The organism is Desulfopila sp. IMCC35008 (genome assembly GCF_010646885.2).
Lineage (GTDB): Bacteria > Desulfobacterota > Desulfobulbia > Desulfobulbales > Desulfocapsaceae > Desulfopila.
Window position 1 is genome coordinate 486,761 of sequence record NZ_CP050700.1, and the last position, 18,728, is coordinate 505,488.

Annotated in this window: 13 protein-coding genes and 1 tRNA gene; 8 read left to right on the plus strand and 6 right to left on the minus strand. The window is 46.9% G+C overall.

Going from position 1 to position 18,728, the window contains the following annotated elements; genetic code table 11:
• The first annotated feature begins 70 nt into the window (after positions 1-70).
• Positions 71-2,536: an AAA family ATPase gene (locus tag GA520_RS02140; protein ID WP_163339940.1), complete on the plus strand. Its 2,466-nt coding sequence runs from the start codon at positions 71-73 to the stop codon at positions 2,534-2,536.
• 309 nt (positions 2,537-2,845) lie between these two features.
• Here GA520_RS02140 and GA520_RS02145 read toward each other — a convergent pair whose 3' ends face one another.
• The 3 genes from GA520_RS02145 to zwf all read right to left on the minus strand — a co-directional run bounded on the left by GA520_RS02145 (position 2,846) and on the right by zwf (position 7,704).
• Positions 2,846-3,034, minus strand: coding sequence for a hypothetical protein (locus GA520_RS02145; protein ID WP_163339941.1), 189 nt, complete (start codon positions 3,032-3,034; stop codon positions 2,846-2,848).
• Between the two features lie 73 nt (positions 3,035-3,107).
• Positions 3,108-5,177: a PAS domain-containing sensor histidine kinase gene (locus GA520_RS02150; RefSeq protein ID WP_163339942.1), complete on the minus strand. Its 2,070-nt coding sequence runs from the start codon at positions 5,175-5,177 to the stop codon at positions 3,108-3,110.
• A 1,063-nt stretch (positions 5,178-6,240) separates the two neighbouring features.
• Complete coding sequence (gene zwf, locus GA520_RS02155; protein ID WP_304511283.1) at positions 6,241-7,704, minus strand: glucose-6-phosphate dehydrogenase; 1,464 nt, start codon at positions 7,702-7,704, stop codon at positions 6,241-6,243.
• Between the two features lie 232 nt (positions 7,705-7,936).
• Between zwf and GA520_RS02160 the strand changes: the two genes are divergently transcribed.
• The 3 genes from GA520_RS02160 (at position 7,937) to GA520_RS02170 (ending at position 12,032) form a co-directional block, all read left to right on the plus strand.
• Positions 7,937-10,003, plus strand: coding sequence for a methyl-accepting chemotaxis protein (locus GA520_RS02160; RefSeq protein ID WP_163339944.1), 2,067 nt, complete (start codon positions 7,937-7,939; stop codon positions 10,001-10,003).
• Positions 10,004-10,303: 300 nt separating this feature from the next.
• Positions 10,304-10,894 (plus strand): carbonate dehydratase, encoded by a 591-nt coding sequence (locus GA520_RS02165; RefSeq protein ID WP_163339945.1) that lies wholly within the window; start codon positions 10,304-10,306, stop codon positions 10,892-10,894.
• Positions 10,895-11,162: 268 nt separating this feature from the next.
• Positions 11,163-12,032, plus strand: coding sequence for a hypothetical protein (locus GA520_RS02170; RefSeq protein ID WP_163339946.1), 870 nt, complete (start codon positions 11,163-11,165; stop codon positions 12,030-12,032).
• Between the two features lie 251 nt (positions 12,033-12,283).
• Here the strand turns inward: GA520_RS02170 and GA520_RS02175 are convergent, their stop codons facing one another.
• The 3 genes from GA520_RS02175 to GA520_RS02185 all read right to left on the minus strand — a co-directional run bounded on the left by GA520_RS02175 (position 12,284) and on the right by GA520_RS02185 (position 13,985).
• Complete coding sequence (locus tag GA520_RS02175; RefSeq protein ID WP_163339947.1) at positions 12,284-12,784, minus strand: hypothetical protein; 501 nt, start codon at positions 12,782-12,784, stop codon at positions 12,284-12,286.
• 595 nt (positions 12,785-13,379) lie between these two features.
• Positions 13,380-13,544 (minus strand): helix-turn-helix transcriptional regulator, encoded by a 165-nt coding sequence (locus GA520_RS02180; RefSeq protein WP_240910241.1) that lies wholly within the window; start codon positions 13,542-13,544, stop codon positions 13,380-13,382.
• Between the two features lie 365 nt (positions 13,545-13,909).
• Positions 13,910-13,985, minus strand: a tRNA-Ala gene (locus GA520_RS02185).
• 278 nt (positions 13,986-14,263) lie between these two features.
• On the opposite strand from GA520_RS02185, the gene GA520_RS02190 reads away from it, so the two are divergent.
• From GA520_RS02190 to mrdA, 4 genes are all read left to right on the plus strand, one after another.
• On the plus strand, positions 14,264-15,301 hold the full coding sequence (locus tag GA520_RS02190; protein WP_163339948.1) for a rod shape-determining protein: 1,038 nt from the start codon (positions 14,264-14,266) through the stop codon (positions 15,299-15,301).
• A gap of 87 nt (positions 15,302-15,388) precedes the next feature.
• A complete protein-coding gene (gene mreC, locus GA520_RS02195; RefSeq protein ID WP_163339949.1) occupies positions 15,389-16,267 on the plus strand; it encodes a rod shape-determining protein MreC in 879 nt (292 codons plus the stop codon).
• A gap of 9 nt (positions 16,268-16,276) precedes the next feature.
• On the plus strand, positions 16,277-16,807 hold the full coding sequence (locus GA520_RS02200) for a hypothetical protein (protein ID WP_163339950.1): 531 nt from the start codon (positions 16,277-16,279) through the stop codon (positions 16,805-16,807).
• Positions 16,808-16,831: 24 nt separating this feature from the next.
• Complete coding sequence (gene mrdA / locus GA520_RS02205) at positions 16,832-18,718, plus strand: penicillin-binding protein 2 (RefSeq protein WP_163340052.1); 1,887 nt, start codon at positions 16,832-16,834, stop codon at positions 18,716-18,718.
• The last annotated feature ends 10 nt before the right edge of the window (positions 18,719-18,728 follow it).

Genomic DNA, 18,728 nt, shown 5'->3' on the forward strand with positions numbered 1-18,728 from the left:
TGGTCTATTTGGCCGTTATAGCTCCTTAATTTTTGTAAGTATACTGTGAAATTGTATGACGATAGTATCGATGAATACCGATAGCGATACAGAAATGATGTCCTCTCAAACAGGGAATGACGACACTATTGGTCCCGAGTCTGAATTGCTTTATGGCAGTGCCGTACGTTTAGCTATCGCAGAGGATATTGTGCGTGATATCTGCAATATGATCCCTGTGATTGTGATCAGTGGCGAAAAAGGTGAGGGGAAGAGTACCCTTTGCCGTATGGCCGTCAAGGAAATACCGTCCGACTGGTTGACGGTTGTTTTCGACAGGACCGTAGAGTCGTTCGAAGATGTCGTTCGTGAAGTTGCCCGGACAATAGGTTGTGGCGAAGTTGATGTATCCCGGAGCGGGATGAGTTCATCAATCGAGATCATTGGTGAAAGGCTGCAACAAATAGGTAAACAGGTTGTAACCGTCTTTGATGGAGCTGAAAAGATTTACCTGGCCACCCTCGAGCGGATCAGGAAAATGCTTGACCAGCTGAATCTGGAGGGTGTGAAAATGCAGGTTGTCCTGTGTGGCCGCCCTCTGCTCCTGGAAAACCTGAAACAACTAAGTATTGTCAATTTCAGGGAAGTGCCTGAGAAACGATATTTCGTCAAGCCATTGAGTGTTGCAGATACCGGGACATATCTTGATTTTCTGGCACATAACCAGACCAGCGGCGTTTCCGGCTCGTATCTGCCAGCGGCAATTCAGCAGATACACGACATCACCGGTGGCAATATTAACAGGATCTATGATTGTGCGGTTCGGATCAGTTCCAGTGATGACCGTGATGCTGCCTTGGCGGAAATGGCGGCTGGGACCACACAGAAAAAAAAGACTCTTGATGTTGCCGTTACGCTTCAAAGGAGCATACGGCAGTTTCAAAGGGGCGTTCAGCGCATTGCTGATACGGTAACAAAACTTTCCCGTCGAAACCAGATAATCGGTGTCGGTGTTTGTGTAACTCTCCTGGTGTTCATACTACTTTTTTCGGGAGGTGATAAACAGGAGGGTGGGTCCGTTGGCGAGGCTGGGCAGGAGACGGTTGACCAGGCTACTGCTCCGATAGAAGAAATAACTGGTGCTCCTGTACCGGAGAAGGTGAGGGAATCTGTACCTGCACCGGCAAAGACTGCTCATGAAAAGCGTGAGGAGCATATTGGGCAAATTCAGGAGGTTGTGGATACTCAGGCCGCTCAGCCTCATGAAGAGCCGGAAGCTGCAATGCCACTGGAGAGTGAAGAGCAACAGGTTGCTCCGCTAGATAGAGAACCGGATCCTCTACCTGTGGAAACGGCTCCAGAAGTTGTCGCCAAGCCGTTCGCGTACCCTGAAAGTGCTGTTAAAGAACCTGCGGCGCAAACAGAACAAATTGCTGGTGATTCAATAACAGTGAGCGAACCAGTCAAAATCGAGGAACCGGAAGCTGCAATGCCACTGGAGAGTGAAGAGCAACAGGTTGCTCCGCTAGATAGAGAACCGGATCCTCTACTTGTGGAAACGGCTCCAGAAGTTGTCGCCAAGCCGTTCGCGTACCCTGAAAGTGCTGTTAAAGAACCTGCGGCGCAAACAGAACAAATTGCTGGTGATTCAGTAACAGTGAGCGAACCAGTCAAAATCGAGGAACCGGAAGCCTCAGGTATCGAGAATTCTGATATTGCTAAGAAAGAAACCGTTTCCGAACCGTTACCTGAGCCTCATGAAATTTCTCCTGCAATGTCACAGGTTGAAGAGGAAGAAGTCAATCAGGTAACGACTGGTGAGACTCCCCTGATTGCTCCGACCACGTATAAGCAGATCGTTGCTGAAGTTGCTGAGCCGGCGGACAGTGGTGAGTCGAACATCGTGATTTCAACCCTGGCCGAGTCTGAAAAGCGGGAAATACAGGTTATTTCAAGCACTCCATATAAAATACTCAAAACGGTTGAGCCTCTTACTGAATCGACTATAGCCGAAACCGGGGAGTTGGAAATAGTCCCGTCGGAACCAGCAGCTGAAGAATCTTTTGCGGAGGCTGCGGGCGGAATGGCTATTCAGCAGGAAGAACAACCTGTTGAGGAAAAGATTAAGAAGCCGATACTCAGCCAGGCCATTGTTGTTGAGGAAGCGGCTGCCCCGCCTGTTGCTGAAAATACAGAGATTTCTGTTGCTACTTCTGGTACCGGGGATACGCTTCTCGAAAACAGGATGGAAGCGGGTTTTCCATGGCTGGCCGGGAGACGAGACGGCAGTTATACTATGCAGCTTATGATGCTCTCTTCAGACGAGGCCGAGGCGAAGATCAAGGGTATCCTCTCCCAGCGTGAATACAAGAGGGCGTCGGATAATTTTTATATATTCAGAAAGAATAGTTCACCACCCGTCTATTTTGTCTTTTACGGGGAATACGGGAATGTGACAGAGGCGCGTAAAGCCAGAAATGAGATACCGGTATTTTTGCGGAACCACCGGCCTTATGTGCTGTCTGTACCGAGTGCTATGAGGAAGGTAAAGTATTAACCAAAGGTCAGTCCATGCGCCATCACACTCTCCAGTATTTTCACAATCAACAGAGCCAGCTATGGTTCACTGCAAAAAAAAAACATCGAACCTGACGTCCCCTGAGATAATGAGAACTCGGGTTAGGGGGGATGCAATTCCACCTGTGTTAACTTAAGGATATGCCTGGCATAGTTCCCGTTTGCCCTGTCAAAATTTAACCGTAATGACGTGTCTCTCTCTTTCAGATCGCCCCATTGTAAATCAGAGGGTGATGATGGGAATGGTTTTTCCTGCCTTCTCGCTTAACTGGTGATATGCAGCTGGTGCTTACTGAGTTGCCGGGTGAAGGTGTTGGTATAAAACGACGCCCCAGGCCACACAGAGGCAGCAGCCCCCCACAAACATGAATCTTTTTCTTTCTTTTGACTCTTGTGGCAGGATCTTCCAGTAGAGCATGCCAACGATGCCGATGCCGAAAGGCGCCAGTGAGGAAATGGTCTCCAGAATTGAATTCATATTTTCCGTACCCTTTTTTGTGAAGATATTTACGGTGCATTGGTGGGAATGCAGGCTCACTCATTCGGCTATGTTACACCTTGTTCGAGCCTTCATCAAGGGCGGCGCGGACGTTTTCCGCCAGTAACTGTTTGGAGAAGGGTTTCTCTATATATCTGCTGATACCCATAGCAAGAGCCTCTTCTTCTGAGATGCTGGAAGAATAGCCGGTACAGAGAATGAAAGGGATATCCGGTCGCTGGTTGAAAACCAGTCGGGCGAGTTCGGCACCGGTCAAACCCGGCATGGTCTGATCGGAAATGATGAGCTGGAAACGATCCGGGTTGTTTGTAAAAAGATCTAACGCTTTGCCGCTGTCACTTTCGGCAGTGACCTGGTATCCGAGGCTGGAAAGGATTGATTTGCCAACCCGGCAGAGGGCGGCTTCATCATCCACAAGCAGGATGTGTTCCTTTCCGGTGGGCAGGGGCAAGACCTCTTGCTTGGGCAAAAGAGTGCAGTGGTCTTGCTCAAGGACCGGCAGAAAGACCTCAAAAACGGTTCCTTTGCCCGGTAAACTTTCTAACTGTATAAAGCCGTTATGTTCATTAATAATTCCATGAACTGTTGAAAGACCGAGGCCTGTGCCTTCGCCCCGCTCCTTGGTGGTAAAGTAGGGCACGAAAATTTGCTTGAGAGTCTCTTCATCTATGCCGATGCCGTTATCTGCAACCTTCAACAGGCAGTAGGGGCCAGCATCGGCCTGCCAGTCCCTGGGTATCTGCTCCTGTGTTACCTGAATTTTTTCAAGTGTTACCTGGAGCACCCCTTTCTGGTTGTTCATGGCGTGCAGGGCGTTAGTACACAGATTGACCACTACCTGGTGGATTGCAGTGGGGTTGGCAAGCACCAGAGTATTATCGAGAGATAACCTGCTTGTGATATCGACAGACGAGGGCAGGGACGAACGCATCATGTTCATTGCTTCCTGGACAATCGGCTGGATGCGGATCGCTTTTTTCTCCTGATTGGATTTTCTGCTGAAAGTGAGGATTTGCCGTACCAGCTCAGAGGCCCGGTCAGCCGCTTTGAGAACGGCATCAAGGCTCTGCCCGGCGTTGGTTCCCGCTGGGATTTCGCTCATCGCCAGTTCAGAATATCCGGTAATGGCTGCAAGTATGTTGTTGAAATCATGGGCTATACCACCCGCAAGATTGCCGATGGCCTCGAGTCTGTGTGCCTGCTCAAGTTGCTCCGCCAGGGCCCGTTTCTCCTCCTCGGCCCTGTGGTAAGGAGTCAGGTTGATATCGATGCAATACATCTCCTTTCCAGCAATGGTATCCTGCAGAATATGAGATGAATAAACATGTACATCTTTCCCGTCTTTCCTTTTCAGTACCAGTTCTCCGGCCGGGATTTTTTCCCCGAAATGAATCCATCTTTGATGCAGCCTGATTACATCATCCCGCATAAAGTCAGGGATGATCAAATCCTCGAGCTTTTGACCGAGGGCCTCGTCCCGGCTGTAACCATAAATCTGTTCACTTGCCTCGTTCCAGAGGGTTACCTTGCGTTCTTCGTCATAGCCCTGAATGGCAATGCCTGCCACATCGTCAGCAATTCTATGAAATATACCAACAGCATTTTGGAGGGCCTGCTCCGCTATCTTTTCCCTGGTTATATCCCTGCCGCAACCGACAGTACCTATCATGTTCCCATCTGTATCAAAAAAGGGGGCCTTATGAACGTCGAGGATAAGGTTTATCCCTCGGACCAGCCCATATTCCAGAAAGCGGCCGGGTTGTCCTGATAGTTTGACGATCTCATCTGAATCGACACATATTTCCCCGAAGGTATGCTGGTACCCTTTGGTGCGTTCCCGTTCAGCAAAAAAAAGATCGTTTTTGCCAAGTGCTTGCTCCATTGATTCGCAATGCAGCAATGTGTCGCATATTTCCTGGTTGGTATAGAGGTATCTGTTGTCCAGATCCTTGGCCCAGATCAGGTCCGGGACTGTATCAAGCATAAGGCGCATCAACGAAGAGGGAATCCCTGAACTTTCATCTCCTGCCTGATTCGCTCTTTTTGGTATTCCCTGTTGCCCCAATTGGCTTTCAAGTGAACGGACTTTTTCTTCAAGTTCCTGGTAGGTCGGTTTATTCATTTTCTCATGAGTAAAGAAGAAACAAAGCGCATTTGTAAATGGGAATGGATAGTAAAGATCTATAGCTCATTATAGTTCTTTGTATGGGAAAGTGGAAGGAGAGGAAGCAAGAATGAGAAATTCAAGCCTTTTCTGAGAATAAGGATATCATGCGACCATGCCTGATCTTGCACAACCAAGGCTGCAGATGATTGAAGGATCTTCGACCCTGCAATAGTAATCTGTCTTGTCTATTGCTGCCGGAGATTGCCGGGGAGTGTAACGATAACGGTTGAGTGGAAATTACTGATACGATTGTTGGATTTCAAGGTTTACGCGCTATTGATAAAAGAGCAAAATCATCAGAAGTGTCTATGTTTATGAAAACGAGGTAGAAGAGATAGAGTAAGTTGCATCGGATAAAAACAAAGTTCTGACAAAAAACATGTACAAACTACCACAAAGTAGTATATGCTTTAAGTAACCTTTGGATAAATCCATGGGTGTCGCTTATCAGTACCTATGTATCTCTTCTCCCCCAATGCCTCTACCCGCGCACGATGCGGGTGGGGGCACCCTCTGTGTTTCTGGACAATTCTAATACCTTCTCTCTTCATGACAGAAGAGGGCTCAGGGTGGCGTTCCTTCAAAAATACCGTAGACCTCTTTATGCAGAAATGGGCAGAATTTTCCTCGGCACATTATATTTTTAGACTCATGCGCTCAGCTTTACTCTGAATTTCCCAATTGGATATGACGGCTTCAAGCTCTTTAGGGTTCATAATGTCCTGCTGTTATCAGGATCGGTCAATATCGACCCAAGCGGGCACACCATAAAATATATGGAAAAGTAGTATAATGTAAATCTTGTTCTGGTGGCAATAATTGCAAGATAGAAGTTCACTATGTACTCATCAGTTTTGTAAAGGATATCCTGCCCTCTCGAAGTATAGAAAGTTGTAGACGGTTCCCGGGTAATGAAGGCGACGGAAGTGTCTGCATTAGCGTGAGTAATCAGCAGGGATTCAGCTACCATTACAAGTCCGGGGTGCTGAACAGAATGAAAATATGATTGACGTGGTCGCTATTTGAGGTTGGCAAGAGTAAGGGCCTGTGCTTCTGACTTTTCATGAAGCCATTCCCGGCCATCATCAGTCAAAAGAGTATCCGCTTTCGCCGGCCCGAGTGATCCTGCACTGTAGATAACAGGCAGATCGGCAATAGAGCGCAGCCTGTCAATGTATGCCCAGCTTGCCTCAATCCAGTCACGACGTGGGAAAAGACTGTGATCTCCCAGCATGATATTATAAAGAATGGATTCATATGCCTCTGGAGTGTTGGGCCCGAAATGACAGTGATGACAGAAATCCATGAGGACTGATTCTGTGCTATCTTCCTCCCCCGGTTTCTGCACGTTGAAAGCGATGGCAATACCGCTATTGGGTTGGATGCGAATGATAATTGTATTTGGCTGTCCTGTTCTATTGATGATATGGTGCTTACGCTGCTTGAAGACAATTTTGATATCTGCATAACGCTGTTCTAACCGTTTACCCGTTCGCAGGTAAAATGGTACCCCTTGCCATCGATTGGTGTCAATAAAGGCACGTATTGCCACAAAGGTCTCGGTGGTGGAGTTTTTCTTAACCCCAGCCTCGGCGAGGTAGCTGTTAACTGGCTTTGAGTTGATGGTGCCGGGGCCATATTGACCAAGCACAATATCTGTTTTGTCAAGTGGACGTAATGACTGCATCACTGAAAGAGCTTCATCCCTGAGGCCGTCGGTCGAGTTTTCTATGGGTGGCTCCATGGCAACAAACGATAACAGCTGCAGTAGATGATTCTGGAGCATATCACGTACTGCTCCAATTTGATCATAATATCCAGCTCTTTTTTCAACCCCCAGGGTTTCAGATACCGTAATCTGTACATGATCAATTGCTTCATTATTCCAGGCTCCGCTAAATATATCGTTCGCGAATCGTAAGGTAAGAATGTTTTGAACCAGTTCTTTGCCCAGGTAGTGATCGACGCGGTAAATTTCATCTTCTTTAAGAATATTTCTAATATTGTCATTCAAGAGTTGGGCGCTGTGCAGGTCGGCGCCAAAAGGTTTTTCAAAGACGACTCTTTTCCAGCCAGTTTTAGAGTCGAGAGCGTCTATCAGTTGCGCCGATGTATGAAATACTGAGGTAGGAAGGGCAAGGTATATAAGCTTGTTATCGGTGCACCCATATTGCTGTTGAATTTGCATGATTTTATGAGCAAAGAGTTCAGAACTACCGCTTGTGATATCAAAACATACGTACTCTATGCGCCGAAGCAGATCTTTCATGCTCTCTGCAGTTGGAGCTTTTATGAAGTCTTCAACTGAAAGGTGTGTAATGAACTCATCACGACTCAGGTTTTTACGGCCGATACAGATGATAGGGGTACACTCGGTCAGTCGGTGCTTTGCTACAAGATGATAAAGAGAAGGGATCAACTTCCTCCTGTTCAGGTCTCCTGTTGCGCCAAAAATTATAATCATTTGTGATTCTAAAGTCATAGGTCGTTAACCTCTGAATGGGTCAATAAAGAATAGTGAGAGATTTGTGCCATTATCCTACCAGGCTATTCTTGTTATGGCATCTGCGAATTGAGTAGGGTGGAGCCTTCTTTCATGTGCTAATCACATTTGTTAGACTTTTGTATCAAAATAATTTAACAATGCCAGTGCAACTGTGATACACTGCAGTGACAATTATCAATGAAACCAAAGTGATTGGGAGGGGGAATACATGTTTAATAAACTCAGGCGTATCAAATTCACAACATTGATGTTCGTAGTCATCGCTTTTATCTGTGTCCTGACCATTGCTGTTTTGTCGATAACATCGCTTACTGCCTCTAAAAGTGGATTATACCATCTGGGGGAATCTGCCCTGCAGAACATACAGACATCGATGATCAATTCGCTACAAATGTATACAACTGATCTAAAATCAAGGATGACTGCCGATGTTAACATGTTCAGGGACGAACTGGGGGCGCCTGGAACCCCTGAGCTTGACCCAGCGGAAACTGTAACGATAAAAACATTAACTGAAACTGGAGCAGCAAAGGGAGAAGTCAACCTCCCGATTATGCGAACAGGGGATTTCGTAGTGACAAATTCTACAGAGTTTGTCGATAATGCCTTAGCTTCGGTAAATGCCACTGGCCTCACCTTGTCAGTTCTTCAGCTTCACAATAATGAGCTCATTACGATTGCGACTACTGGAAAGCAGGATGGAGAACGGTATGTTGGGTTGACCTGGACTGGTGATATTGTTTCAGCTTTAAGGAATGGAACTACCTATTTTAAAGTATACTTCCATAATAACAACCATTACGATTTTGTTACCATTGCCCCGGTAAAAGATGCAGGGGGCAACATAATTGGTGCCGTACATATCAAGCAAAACATCATAACACCATCGGTGAAAGAACTTCTGAGTAAGACCAAGATGGGCCCGGGTTACTTCTTTGTGTATGACGAAATAGGCAGATATATTGTTCACCCTTCTCTGGGGATAACAGACAATATCTTCTCACTTCCTGATATTGGTGAGCTGTTTGAAAATCATAAAGGCGGTTTTATTACGTATGTCTGGAATGGCCAGAATAAAATCTCCTATGTTACATTTTTTGAAGATTGGGGCATGTGGGTTGGAATAGGGATGAATCATGTCGATATCATCAGTGGCATAGACAAGAAGTTAATTACTCAATCTCTGGTTATTGGGGTGATTATCCTGGTTGCCGGTCTCATTCTGAACTTCTTTTTGGTTAAACTCGTGAACGGTAGGGTTCAATCTATTGCAGAAACTGCCGCCAAGGTTGGGGAAGGGGATTATCGGGTAACATTTGATATAATGTCAAACGATGCCTTGGGGGATTTGTCGAAATCTTTGAATGAAATGGTTGGAAGTTCGAGTAATGTTCTAAAAGAAATTAATAACTCGTCAGAGTCTCTGGCTTCTGCGGCGACAGAACTAGCAGCAATAGCGGATCAACTCGTCAATAATGCAGACCAAACGACAACGGTCGCGGACCAGTCTGCTGCTCACGCCCACGAGGTCTCAAGTAATATGAGCACTGTTGCCGCAGCCTCTGAGGAGTCAGCAACCAACCTGAACATGATAGCGGCGGCAACTGAAGAGATGGGCAACACGATCAGGGAGATAGCTGAGAATAGTTCGCGGGCCAGCACAACAACAACGGAAGCTGTGCAGAATACAGAGCGTTCACAACGGGCAGTACAAGCTCTTGGAGGAGCAGCTGACTCCATTGGCAAGATAACGGAAACCATTACCGAGATATCCGAGCAGACAAATCTTTTGGCGTTGAATGCCACTATAGAGGCTGCAAGGGCTGGTGAAGCAGGTAAGGGGTTTGCTGTTGTCGCTAATGAAATAAAGGAGTTGGCCAAACAAACTGCAGAAGCAACAGGAAGCATTCGTGAGGCGATTACAGAAATCCAGACACAAACCAACGCCACTATTACAGATATCGGCGGTATATCGAAGGTTATTGCTGAGGTAAACGAGATAGTACAGGGTATCGTAACCGCTGTTGAGGAACAATCAATCACAACGAATGAAATTGTCCAGAACGTCGGCCAGGCATCGACAGGTATTTCAGAAGTTAACGAAAATATTGCAGGTAGCAGTCAGATGGCCAACGAGCTGTCTGAAGGGGTTGTTCAGGTGAAGGAGCGCTCAACCGATGTAAAACTAAGTAGTGAAAATGTGCAGGTTGCGGCTGATGAATTATCTAAGCTGGCTGAAAATCTTTCTGCTCTGGTTATGCGGTTTAAAGTATAACTCAGGCTTGTTTGGTATTTAGTTTTCATCCTAAAACTATGTCTGATTACAGCTGACTGTCAGCAACCTATACGGAGGCTGGCCCCTCAGCTGAACATCATAGGGAAAGCAGGATAATATAGCACAAGGCGGGTAATCGTAACAGTTGAAGTGTGAAGAATGAACTGCGCTTGTGTCATGAAGGTTTAATAATTTTATCGCTTGGTACTATCAAACTCATTATTTGACATAATAAGTAATGATGCGTTGAATTGAAAGTAAACCCATGATGGGGGTGAATATCTGTAAGGAGAGAATGCAATGATAAGCCCATGTAACAATATCCGGCCTAATCTTGTAGGTGATTTCCCCGAAATTCATCCGACGGCTCTTATTGATCCATCTGCACAGGTTATCGGAAACGTGAAAGTCGGGAAAAACGTTTTTATCGCGCCATTGGCGGTTGTCCGTTCAGACGAGCCAGGTCATGACGGCAAAGTGAGCCCTATTGTTCTAGAGGAGGAGTGTAATATCCAGGACGGGGTGATCATGCACAGCCATGGGGGGGATGAGGTTCTTATAGGGGCAAGGACAACCGTAGCCCACGGAGCAGCCATTCACGGACCCTGTCAGATCAGGGAAGGTTGCTTTATTGCCATGCGAAGTACCTTGTACAGTGCCAGCTTGGAGGCGGGAGTCTGGGTGGGGATGAATGCAACGATTATAACTGTCAACCTTGAAGCTTACACCTATGTCCCTGCTGGAGCTGTTATTCGGTCGAATCGCGATGTCTGGGATTTGCGGCTTGTATCGGATAAAGAGAGGGCGTATATGGAAAATGTACTTCTGGCAACGAATCGATTAAGGGAAGATTACAGACGGATGCTTATCGCATCTGCCGAAAAGGACTGATGTCGATCAGGACCAGCTGTTGCCCTAATTGAAGTTGCTCATTTGTTATGTGAAACAAAGAGTCTCGGTGATTTATAGTCTTTTGAGACATTGCTGCAGAATGGTTCCTGAAGGTGTGTTGCAGAATAACCTCTTGTAATAACTCTAGGGTTTTGCCCCGTAATAACAAGCTCTGGACCATTCCCGATTTTGAATATCTGCTTGATTGGCTGATACCGCTTCTGTCAGTTATTGGGTGTGCAACGTGATAAATGAGAAAATACCTCCAATGAAGCCTTTTAAGTGGGCACTACTCTTCTATATTTTCGCCAATATTGTGTACCTGCTTAGAGAGCTCCCCGCTATTAGTTACTCAAACTCATCCACCGCGGCCATCGGATATATCTTCCTTCCTCTGGCTTCGGCATTTGTGTGCCTGCCTTGGTTGGTAGTTGGAGGCACCTTTGGCTACGGTATCAAGGCAAGAGCAACCAGGAGCAGGAAACATCTGATTATTGCCGTTGTCGGCGGAGTGCTTTCTCTTTGCTATATCGGTTATGCGTCTTCCGGGTACATGACCAATTCACGTCTAACTGACACGGTCAAGGCCATAGAGCAGATGAATGCAGCACAGCTTGACAGTTTTGTCACCAGTTCTGATTTACGAGACAACAAGTTTGCCCTTGGAGTAGTCTGCCTCAATCAACAAGCCAGTGCAGAGACACTTGCAAAAATAGCGGCTAAAAGGGATCCTGAGCTCTATACGAAGATGTGGTCTTCGCCTGAGATAATGGGCGGGAACAGAAGAGGTTATGCGGTCATGCGCCTGGTTGTGTTTCATCCAAATGTCACAGAAGAAATATTGACGGAACTGGCGAAAAAGACAGAGCCTTATCTCCTCGGTGATATTGCAGGTAATGGTAAAACTCCCCAGGTCACTCTGGAGAGGATTTACCAGGAAATAGATAACAGCGGTACATCTGCCTACCTGATTGAATGGGGGCTGTCACACAACGTAAATGCCCCGACTCATATCCTGGTTGCGCTGGCAAATTCCCGAAATGAGTACACGCTTCGCAATTTGGAAAATAACACTGCAACTCCCTTAAATATTCGCCGGGAAGTCGTGTCACGTATACAAAGACAGGATTATGACTAACCCCAATATTTCACGCTCCCAGTGGCTTTTTCATGAAATATTGGGGCTAACAGCAGGGGTCAATAACTGCGGTTACCGAGAGATTGCATCTTTTTGTTACCAGCCATTCAACGATTTCTTATCGACGCTAACGTGCTGAATTCCTTGCAATGCGCAGGTATTGAACAAAATCGAAACATTGCTCATGAATGTATCGGGACCGCTTACCCCGAATGCACTATTCTGCCTCCTGAGGTAAGCTGTCCTGGTTCTTATTCGCAGCCACCACGGCAGTCACTGTTCACATATCCAGGGGGGCAGGGCTGGTTTCGTTTATAATCCCAGTTCTGGCAATTATTGTTCTGCTGCTGGGGAGGTGACGGCAGTGATTCGCATGTCCCTATGCAGTCGTTATTGACATAGCCGTTGGGACAGGGTCTGTTGCGCTTGTAGTCCCATCTTGTACAATCCGTATTTTGCGGTGGTGCGGCTTGTGAGTAGCTGCTGCCGCCTCCGCTGCATCTTCGTGGTCCCTGGCAAATCTTATATTTCCCTCCCGAAGAGTCGTCGCAAAGCGTCTCATACATTTGTCCCGGCTGGCAGGTACCTCTTTTGGAGTCAAGGCCCATCTGGCGGCAGGCTCCTCCGCTCCCCTTTTTGTAATTGGAAAGCCTGCTCCATCCGCCGGGACAATCACCGGCCAAGGTGTAGATAGGTGCCGCAAGAAGGATGCCGCACACGAGAAGTAATCCAACCGTGAGTTGTTGTTTCATTGTAGTCCTCTTTTTATTTCTGTTTTACCTGTAACTGTCGTACCACTGGTATTTTGCTTATCATAACGGTTTTGAGAGGTAATCAGAAATCCTTTTGCAGGTGATGATGATTTTTATCTGAAAATGCTCAACCGAAATGATGTTCAGATCCAGCTTTTATCAACGACCGGGTGAGCACGAGCGGTCCAAATTTCCAAAAGACCACTAACCTTTGTTTAAGATCTTGCTATGGCTAAGCACGGGTGAGTGGGATATTTTCGAACAATTCGGTCTCCTCGAAATGTTCAAGATCGAGACTACGAAAAATCTTCCATCTTGCCTGCCACACTCATGCTCAATCAATAACAAGGTATAGGGAGTAAAATCAGAAATCAGGGTAGTGCAGGAATAGAGTAATTTTTCCCACGTTCTTTTTCTGGAAGAGAATAGGCCGTTAGTTACTACAGGCCAGCTAGAAATGCTGCTAAGCTAAAATGAATGAAGCTCTTCTCTCTTTATTGGTAGATCTGTTCTGAACTAGTTTTATTTCAAGATTGCAGCCAACAGCCTTGGCATATTTGCGAAGTGTTGAGATTGAAAGGGAGTGTTTTTTCATTCAACCACCAGATTCCAGTCTGGCCACAACAGGTGTTTTGGTTCCTATACGCTCTGCGACTTCTGCTTGGGTCAGACCCGCTTCTATCCGTGCTTTGATGAGTTGATCAAATAGAAAAAACTCTTCTTGTTTTGCGAATTCCTTCTGGACTTCAGGATTTCGCATTATTTTCTCACGTAGTTCTTTATGAGTCAGCAATTTCTTTGACCTCTTTCATTCTCTGAATAGTAACCTATTGCAGTGATTTAATTAAGTCTATAATAAAACGTGATAATATGCCCATGTTGGGTTTGGGTTGGATGCGTTTTATCGCAAGAATCAACCTGATGAAAATGTGAAATTGATATCGAAACAAAGAGAGTAATGAAAGTGTTCAGGGGCTCACAAGGTGACAGTTCTTATTCAATGTGAAGTGGTGTAACAGGAGATTTGAGATGCTGAAAATGAAAATCGTCTATGGAGTCCAAATTCAGGTCCCTGAAACAACAAAAGCGATTACAGAAATATCCTGTAATCGCTTTTGTTTATCATGGTGGAGCTAGGCGGGATCGAACCGCCGACCTCTTGAATGCCATTCAAGCGCTCTCCCAGCTGAGCTATAGCCCCAAAGGTGTTATTTCATGTCCAGAGTATTTGTGTCTCTGGAATTGTTGAGCTTAATTAACAGGGATTGACGGGGCTGTCAACGAAATTTCGATATTCTGAGGGTGGAATTGCATATTTGTTGCCATCGATAGTGAGGTTTGTTATGTTTCGATCTTTTGAGAGAAGTATCTATGAGACAAGAAATTTTACGCAATTACGGGCCTCAATATTTATGTGTTGGGCCAGTGTTGATTCTGATATACCACCACAAAATGTGGTTTATACGCTGAGGTAGCTGAATGTATTCACCTTTCAATTTTCTTTTTGGCTGGCTCTCCAACGATCTTGCCATTGATCTTGGAACTGCCAATACTGTTTTATATGTCAAAGGTAAAGGCATTGTCCTGCGTGAACCGTCTGTAGTTGCAGTGCGGCAGGACGGCAGGATGAGCAAGGTGCTGGCAGTTGGCCAGGAAGCGAAAATGATGCTTGGCAAAACGCCTGGCAATATCAATGCGATCCGTCCCATCAAGGATGGGGTTATCGCCGATTTTGAAGTAACCGAGGCGATGCTTCGGTATTTTATTAACAAGGTTCACAATCGTAGAACCTTGGTTCATCCACGAATCATGATTTCTGTTCCCTCAGGCATTACCCAGGTTGAAAAACGTGCTGTTAAAGAGTCCGCCGAGTCAGCAGGTGCCCGTGAAGTGTACCTGATTGAAGAGCCGATGGCGGCAGCAATAGGTGCCGATTTGCCGATTACGGAGCCGACTGCCAATATGATTATCGATATTGGTGGTGGTACCACTGAAGTTGCTGTCATTTCACTGGCCGGAATTGTCTATGCAAAGTCCGTAAGGGTTGCCGGGGATAAAATGGATGAGGCGATACTCCAGTATATCAAGCGAAAGCACAACCTCGCCATTGGTGAGCGTACCGCCGAACTCATCAAGACAACCATCGGCAATGTTATGCCGGAAGAGCCGTTTGAGACAATGGAAATTAAGGGGCGTGACCTTGTCTCCGGGGTACCGAAGACACTTACCATAACTGCTGACGAGATCCAGTCTGCCATTGCCGAACAGGTGGATGTCATTGTGGAGGCTGTGCGGGTGGCACTTGAAGTTACCCCTCCCGAGCTTGCGGCCGATATCGTCGATCAGGGTATTGTGCTGACAGGTGGCGGGGCTTTATTGAAGAATCTTGATAAGTGCCTGAAAGAAGCCACCGGTATGCCTATTATTGTAGCGGACGATCCTTTGTCATCCGTGGTTCTTGGCTCAGGCAAGGCTCTGGATAACCTCGATATCCTGCGGGAAGTCACCATCGACTAACTGACAGTTGTCTTCATTTCCGGCAATACCCCTTTCCATACAGATCTTTATCGGCGGGGGCATTGCCGATTTATCAGGCTGTGATCCGTGAGAAAACGAGCGAGCACCAGAAAAGATAGGTCACGTGCTTTTTCCGGGCGATTAGTGTTGTTTCTGGCAACCCTAATTGTGGTCGGGGTGCTGCTGCTGGTCTCTATGCTGGGGGGGCGGTTTGGTGCCTTACAGCAATTCACGCTTGATCTGATTGGGCCCCTGCAGAATCTGGCAACCCGGGCATCCGATGGCCTTGCCTCCATAAAGGACGATTATATTGTTTTATGGAATGTGAGGGCAGAAAATAAGCATTTGCACGAACTCAATAAAAAATATCTCCAGGAACTGAGTGAGTACCGGGAAGGATTCCGCAAATATCGCCATTACCAGGAGCTTCTTGATTTCAAGGAGGAACAGGGGTTCGGTTTGCTTACAGCCAGGGTTGTGGGAAGGGACCCCGCCTTCTGGTACCAGACTATTGTGGTAGACAGGGGCCGGGAAGATGACGTCGTGGAGGGTATGGTCGCCTTAAGCCCGAAAGGAGTTGTTGGCCAGGTGATACATACCGCTGATCATTATAGCAAAATTCTGCTGGCCAATGCACCTTCCAGTGCCATTGATGCCCTTGTTCAGAAAAACAGGGTGCGCGGTATTCTGAAAGGGGCCGGGCAGAAAGGGTACTCTCTGCAATATGTGTTGAAAAATGCTGATGTTGCTGTGGGGGATCATATCGTTACTGCAGGTATTGGTGGTGTTTTCGGATCGGGTCTTCCCCTTGGCCAGGTTTCGGCTGTACATCGTCGCGAGCGCGGCATGTTCCTGGAAATTGAAGTTGAACCGAGTGTTGATTTCCAGAAGCTTGAAGTTCTGTTTGTCGATCTGAACGATTCACGAAAGCTAATGCAGGAGATGAACCTGGAGATTGCAAGGTAGAAACGAGACATGATAACCATCGTTTTCATGGCAGTGGGTATCCTGCTGATCGTCTTCCAGACAACAATATTGCAGGATTTGCCCGGTAACTTCGGCAGGCCTGACATAATATATCTGCTTGTTGCCTTTGCTGCTTACAGGTTCGCCTGGCTTCCCGGTATTATTCTTTCCTTTACCGTCGGCTGGATTTTCGATGTCCTTATAGGTGTAAATCTAGGTGTTTACCCTCTTGAGTGTATGTTTGTGTTCTGCTGTTTAAAGATAGTTGCGACTAATAGCCCTATTCGATCAAGTGCCTATGAAATTCCGCTGGTTGGTGTAAGTTACTTTCTATTACAAATGCTGGTTTTCTTTTTTTCATCACTGACAATTCCGGAGAATCTGCCAGAGTGGTCCTGGGGAAGGATCATTCAGGATACCTTTCTACTTGTCCTTGCAGCGATACCGAGCTTTCTTCTTTTTAACAGCCTGTATCAATATCTTGAAGATCGCGCAAAACGATCGAAACCTGCCCGCAGACATTCTGTCAGGCAGAAGTGACGAGGGGAGGAGTAGGTCGTGAAAATGTTTTTTAAGGAAGTTGACGAATTTTCAGAACGTGATGAGGAGTCTGCAGACCTGCTGCGTAAGCGTCTTCTAGGTGGTGTTGTCGTTATAGTTATATTCTTTAGCCTGATTATGTTACGGCTTTGGTCCTTGCAAATCCATCATGGTGAGGAGTATAAAAAACGTGCCGACTCGAACCGCGTTCGCAAGCAGGAGATAGCCCCGCCACGGGGTCACATTCTGGACAGGTTTGGCCGGGAAATAGTCACCAACAGGCCGTCGTTCAATGTGGTAATGATTCGTGAGGATTCGGATAATATTGATGATGTGGTCAAGCGTCTTGCCCCTGTTTTAAAGGAGGATATTTCAACTCTCTGGGACAGGATACGTGAAGCGGAGGGTACACCTCGATATATGCCGATCACCTTAAAAGAGGATATTGATTGGGAGACGTTGGCTTACCTGGAAAATCATAACCAGAAGTTTTCTGGTATACGGATCGAGGTGCAGCCGGTCAGGGTCTATAACTACCAGGACCTGGCTGCCAATAATATTGGTTATCTCGGTTCGATCTCAAAGCAAGAGCTCGAAAAAGCAGATAAAACAATTTACGGCGGCAATGACCTTATCGGTAAGCAGGGATTGGAACGTCTGCGCGAAGCAGACCTGCGTGGCGAAAAAGGATATCGTTTTACCGAGGTGAATGCCAGAGGGTTCGAACAGAAACAGCTTAAGGCCATTGAACCATTACCGGGACGTGAACTTCGCCTGACCCTGGATGCAGAATTACAAAAGGTTGCCGAGGACCTGATGAATGCAGATGGTAAAGCGGGTGCAGTGGTCACCATGGAAGTGAAAACGGGACGTTTGCTTACCCTGGTATCCACACCATCCATCCATCTGGAAGATTTTGTCGGCGGCATTTCCCATAATAACTGGAACGCGTTACGCGAAAATGAAAAGAATCCTCTCATAAACAAGGTTGTCCAGGGCGCGTACCCTCCGGGCTCCACCTACAAGATGATAACGGCATTGGCCGGTCTTGCTAAAGGGGTTATCGATGAAAACACTGCCATGTACTGTCCCGGTTATTATTCATTTGGCAACCGACGTTTTCGTTGTTGGAAACACAGTGGTCATGGTGCTGTGAATCTCAAACGCGCTATTTCAGAGTCCTGCGACGTTTATTTCTACCAGGTGGGACAGTGGGTTGGTGTTGATGGCTTGGCCGAGATGGCGAATCAGTTCGGGCTTGGTCATAAAAGCGGAGTGGAAATAGAGCATGAAAGAAGCGGGTTGACCCCCACAAAAGACTGGAAACGCAAACGGTACAAGACAAAATGGCATGAGGGGGAAACGCTCTCTGTCGCCATTGGTCAAGGGTATAACCTGGCAACACCCCTTCAGATTTGCCTGATGACTGCGACCCTAGCCAACAAGGGCAAGCGGATGAAACCCCAACTGATTGAGCGGGTAACGGACCCCAGTGGAGAGGTTGTGGAGGAGTTTACTCCGGAGGTGACCGCTGAGATAAAGATCAACAAGCGTCATCTCAAGATGGTCCTCGATGGCATGGTGGAAGTCGTCCATGGCAAGAAGGGAACCGCACGGAAGGTGAAAATAAAGGGGTTGACCATAGGCGGCAAGACCGGCACGGCCCAAGTCGTCAGGGTGGCGCAGTATCGTGGTTTAAAGGAAGAAGACATACCCTATAAATATAGGGATCATGCCTGGTTTACCTGTTTTGCACCCGCTGACGACCCGGAGATAGCCGTAACAGTGCTTGTGGAGCATGGACTGCATGGTGGCTCCGGTGCCGGCCCCATTGCCAGGGCGGTGATGCAGAAATACTTCGGCCCCAGACTTGCAGCAATGCAGGAAGCGGCAGAAAAGGAGAAACAATAGGGATGCATAT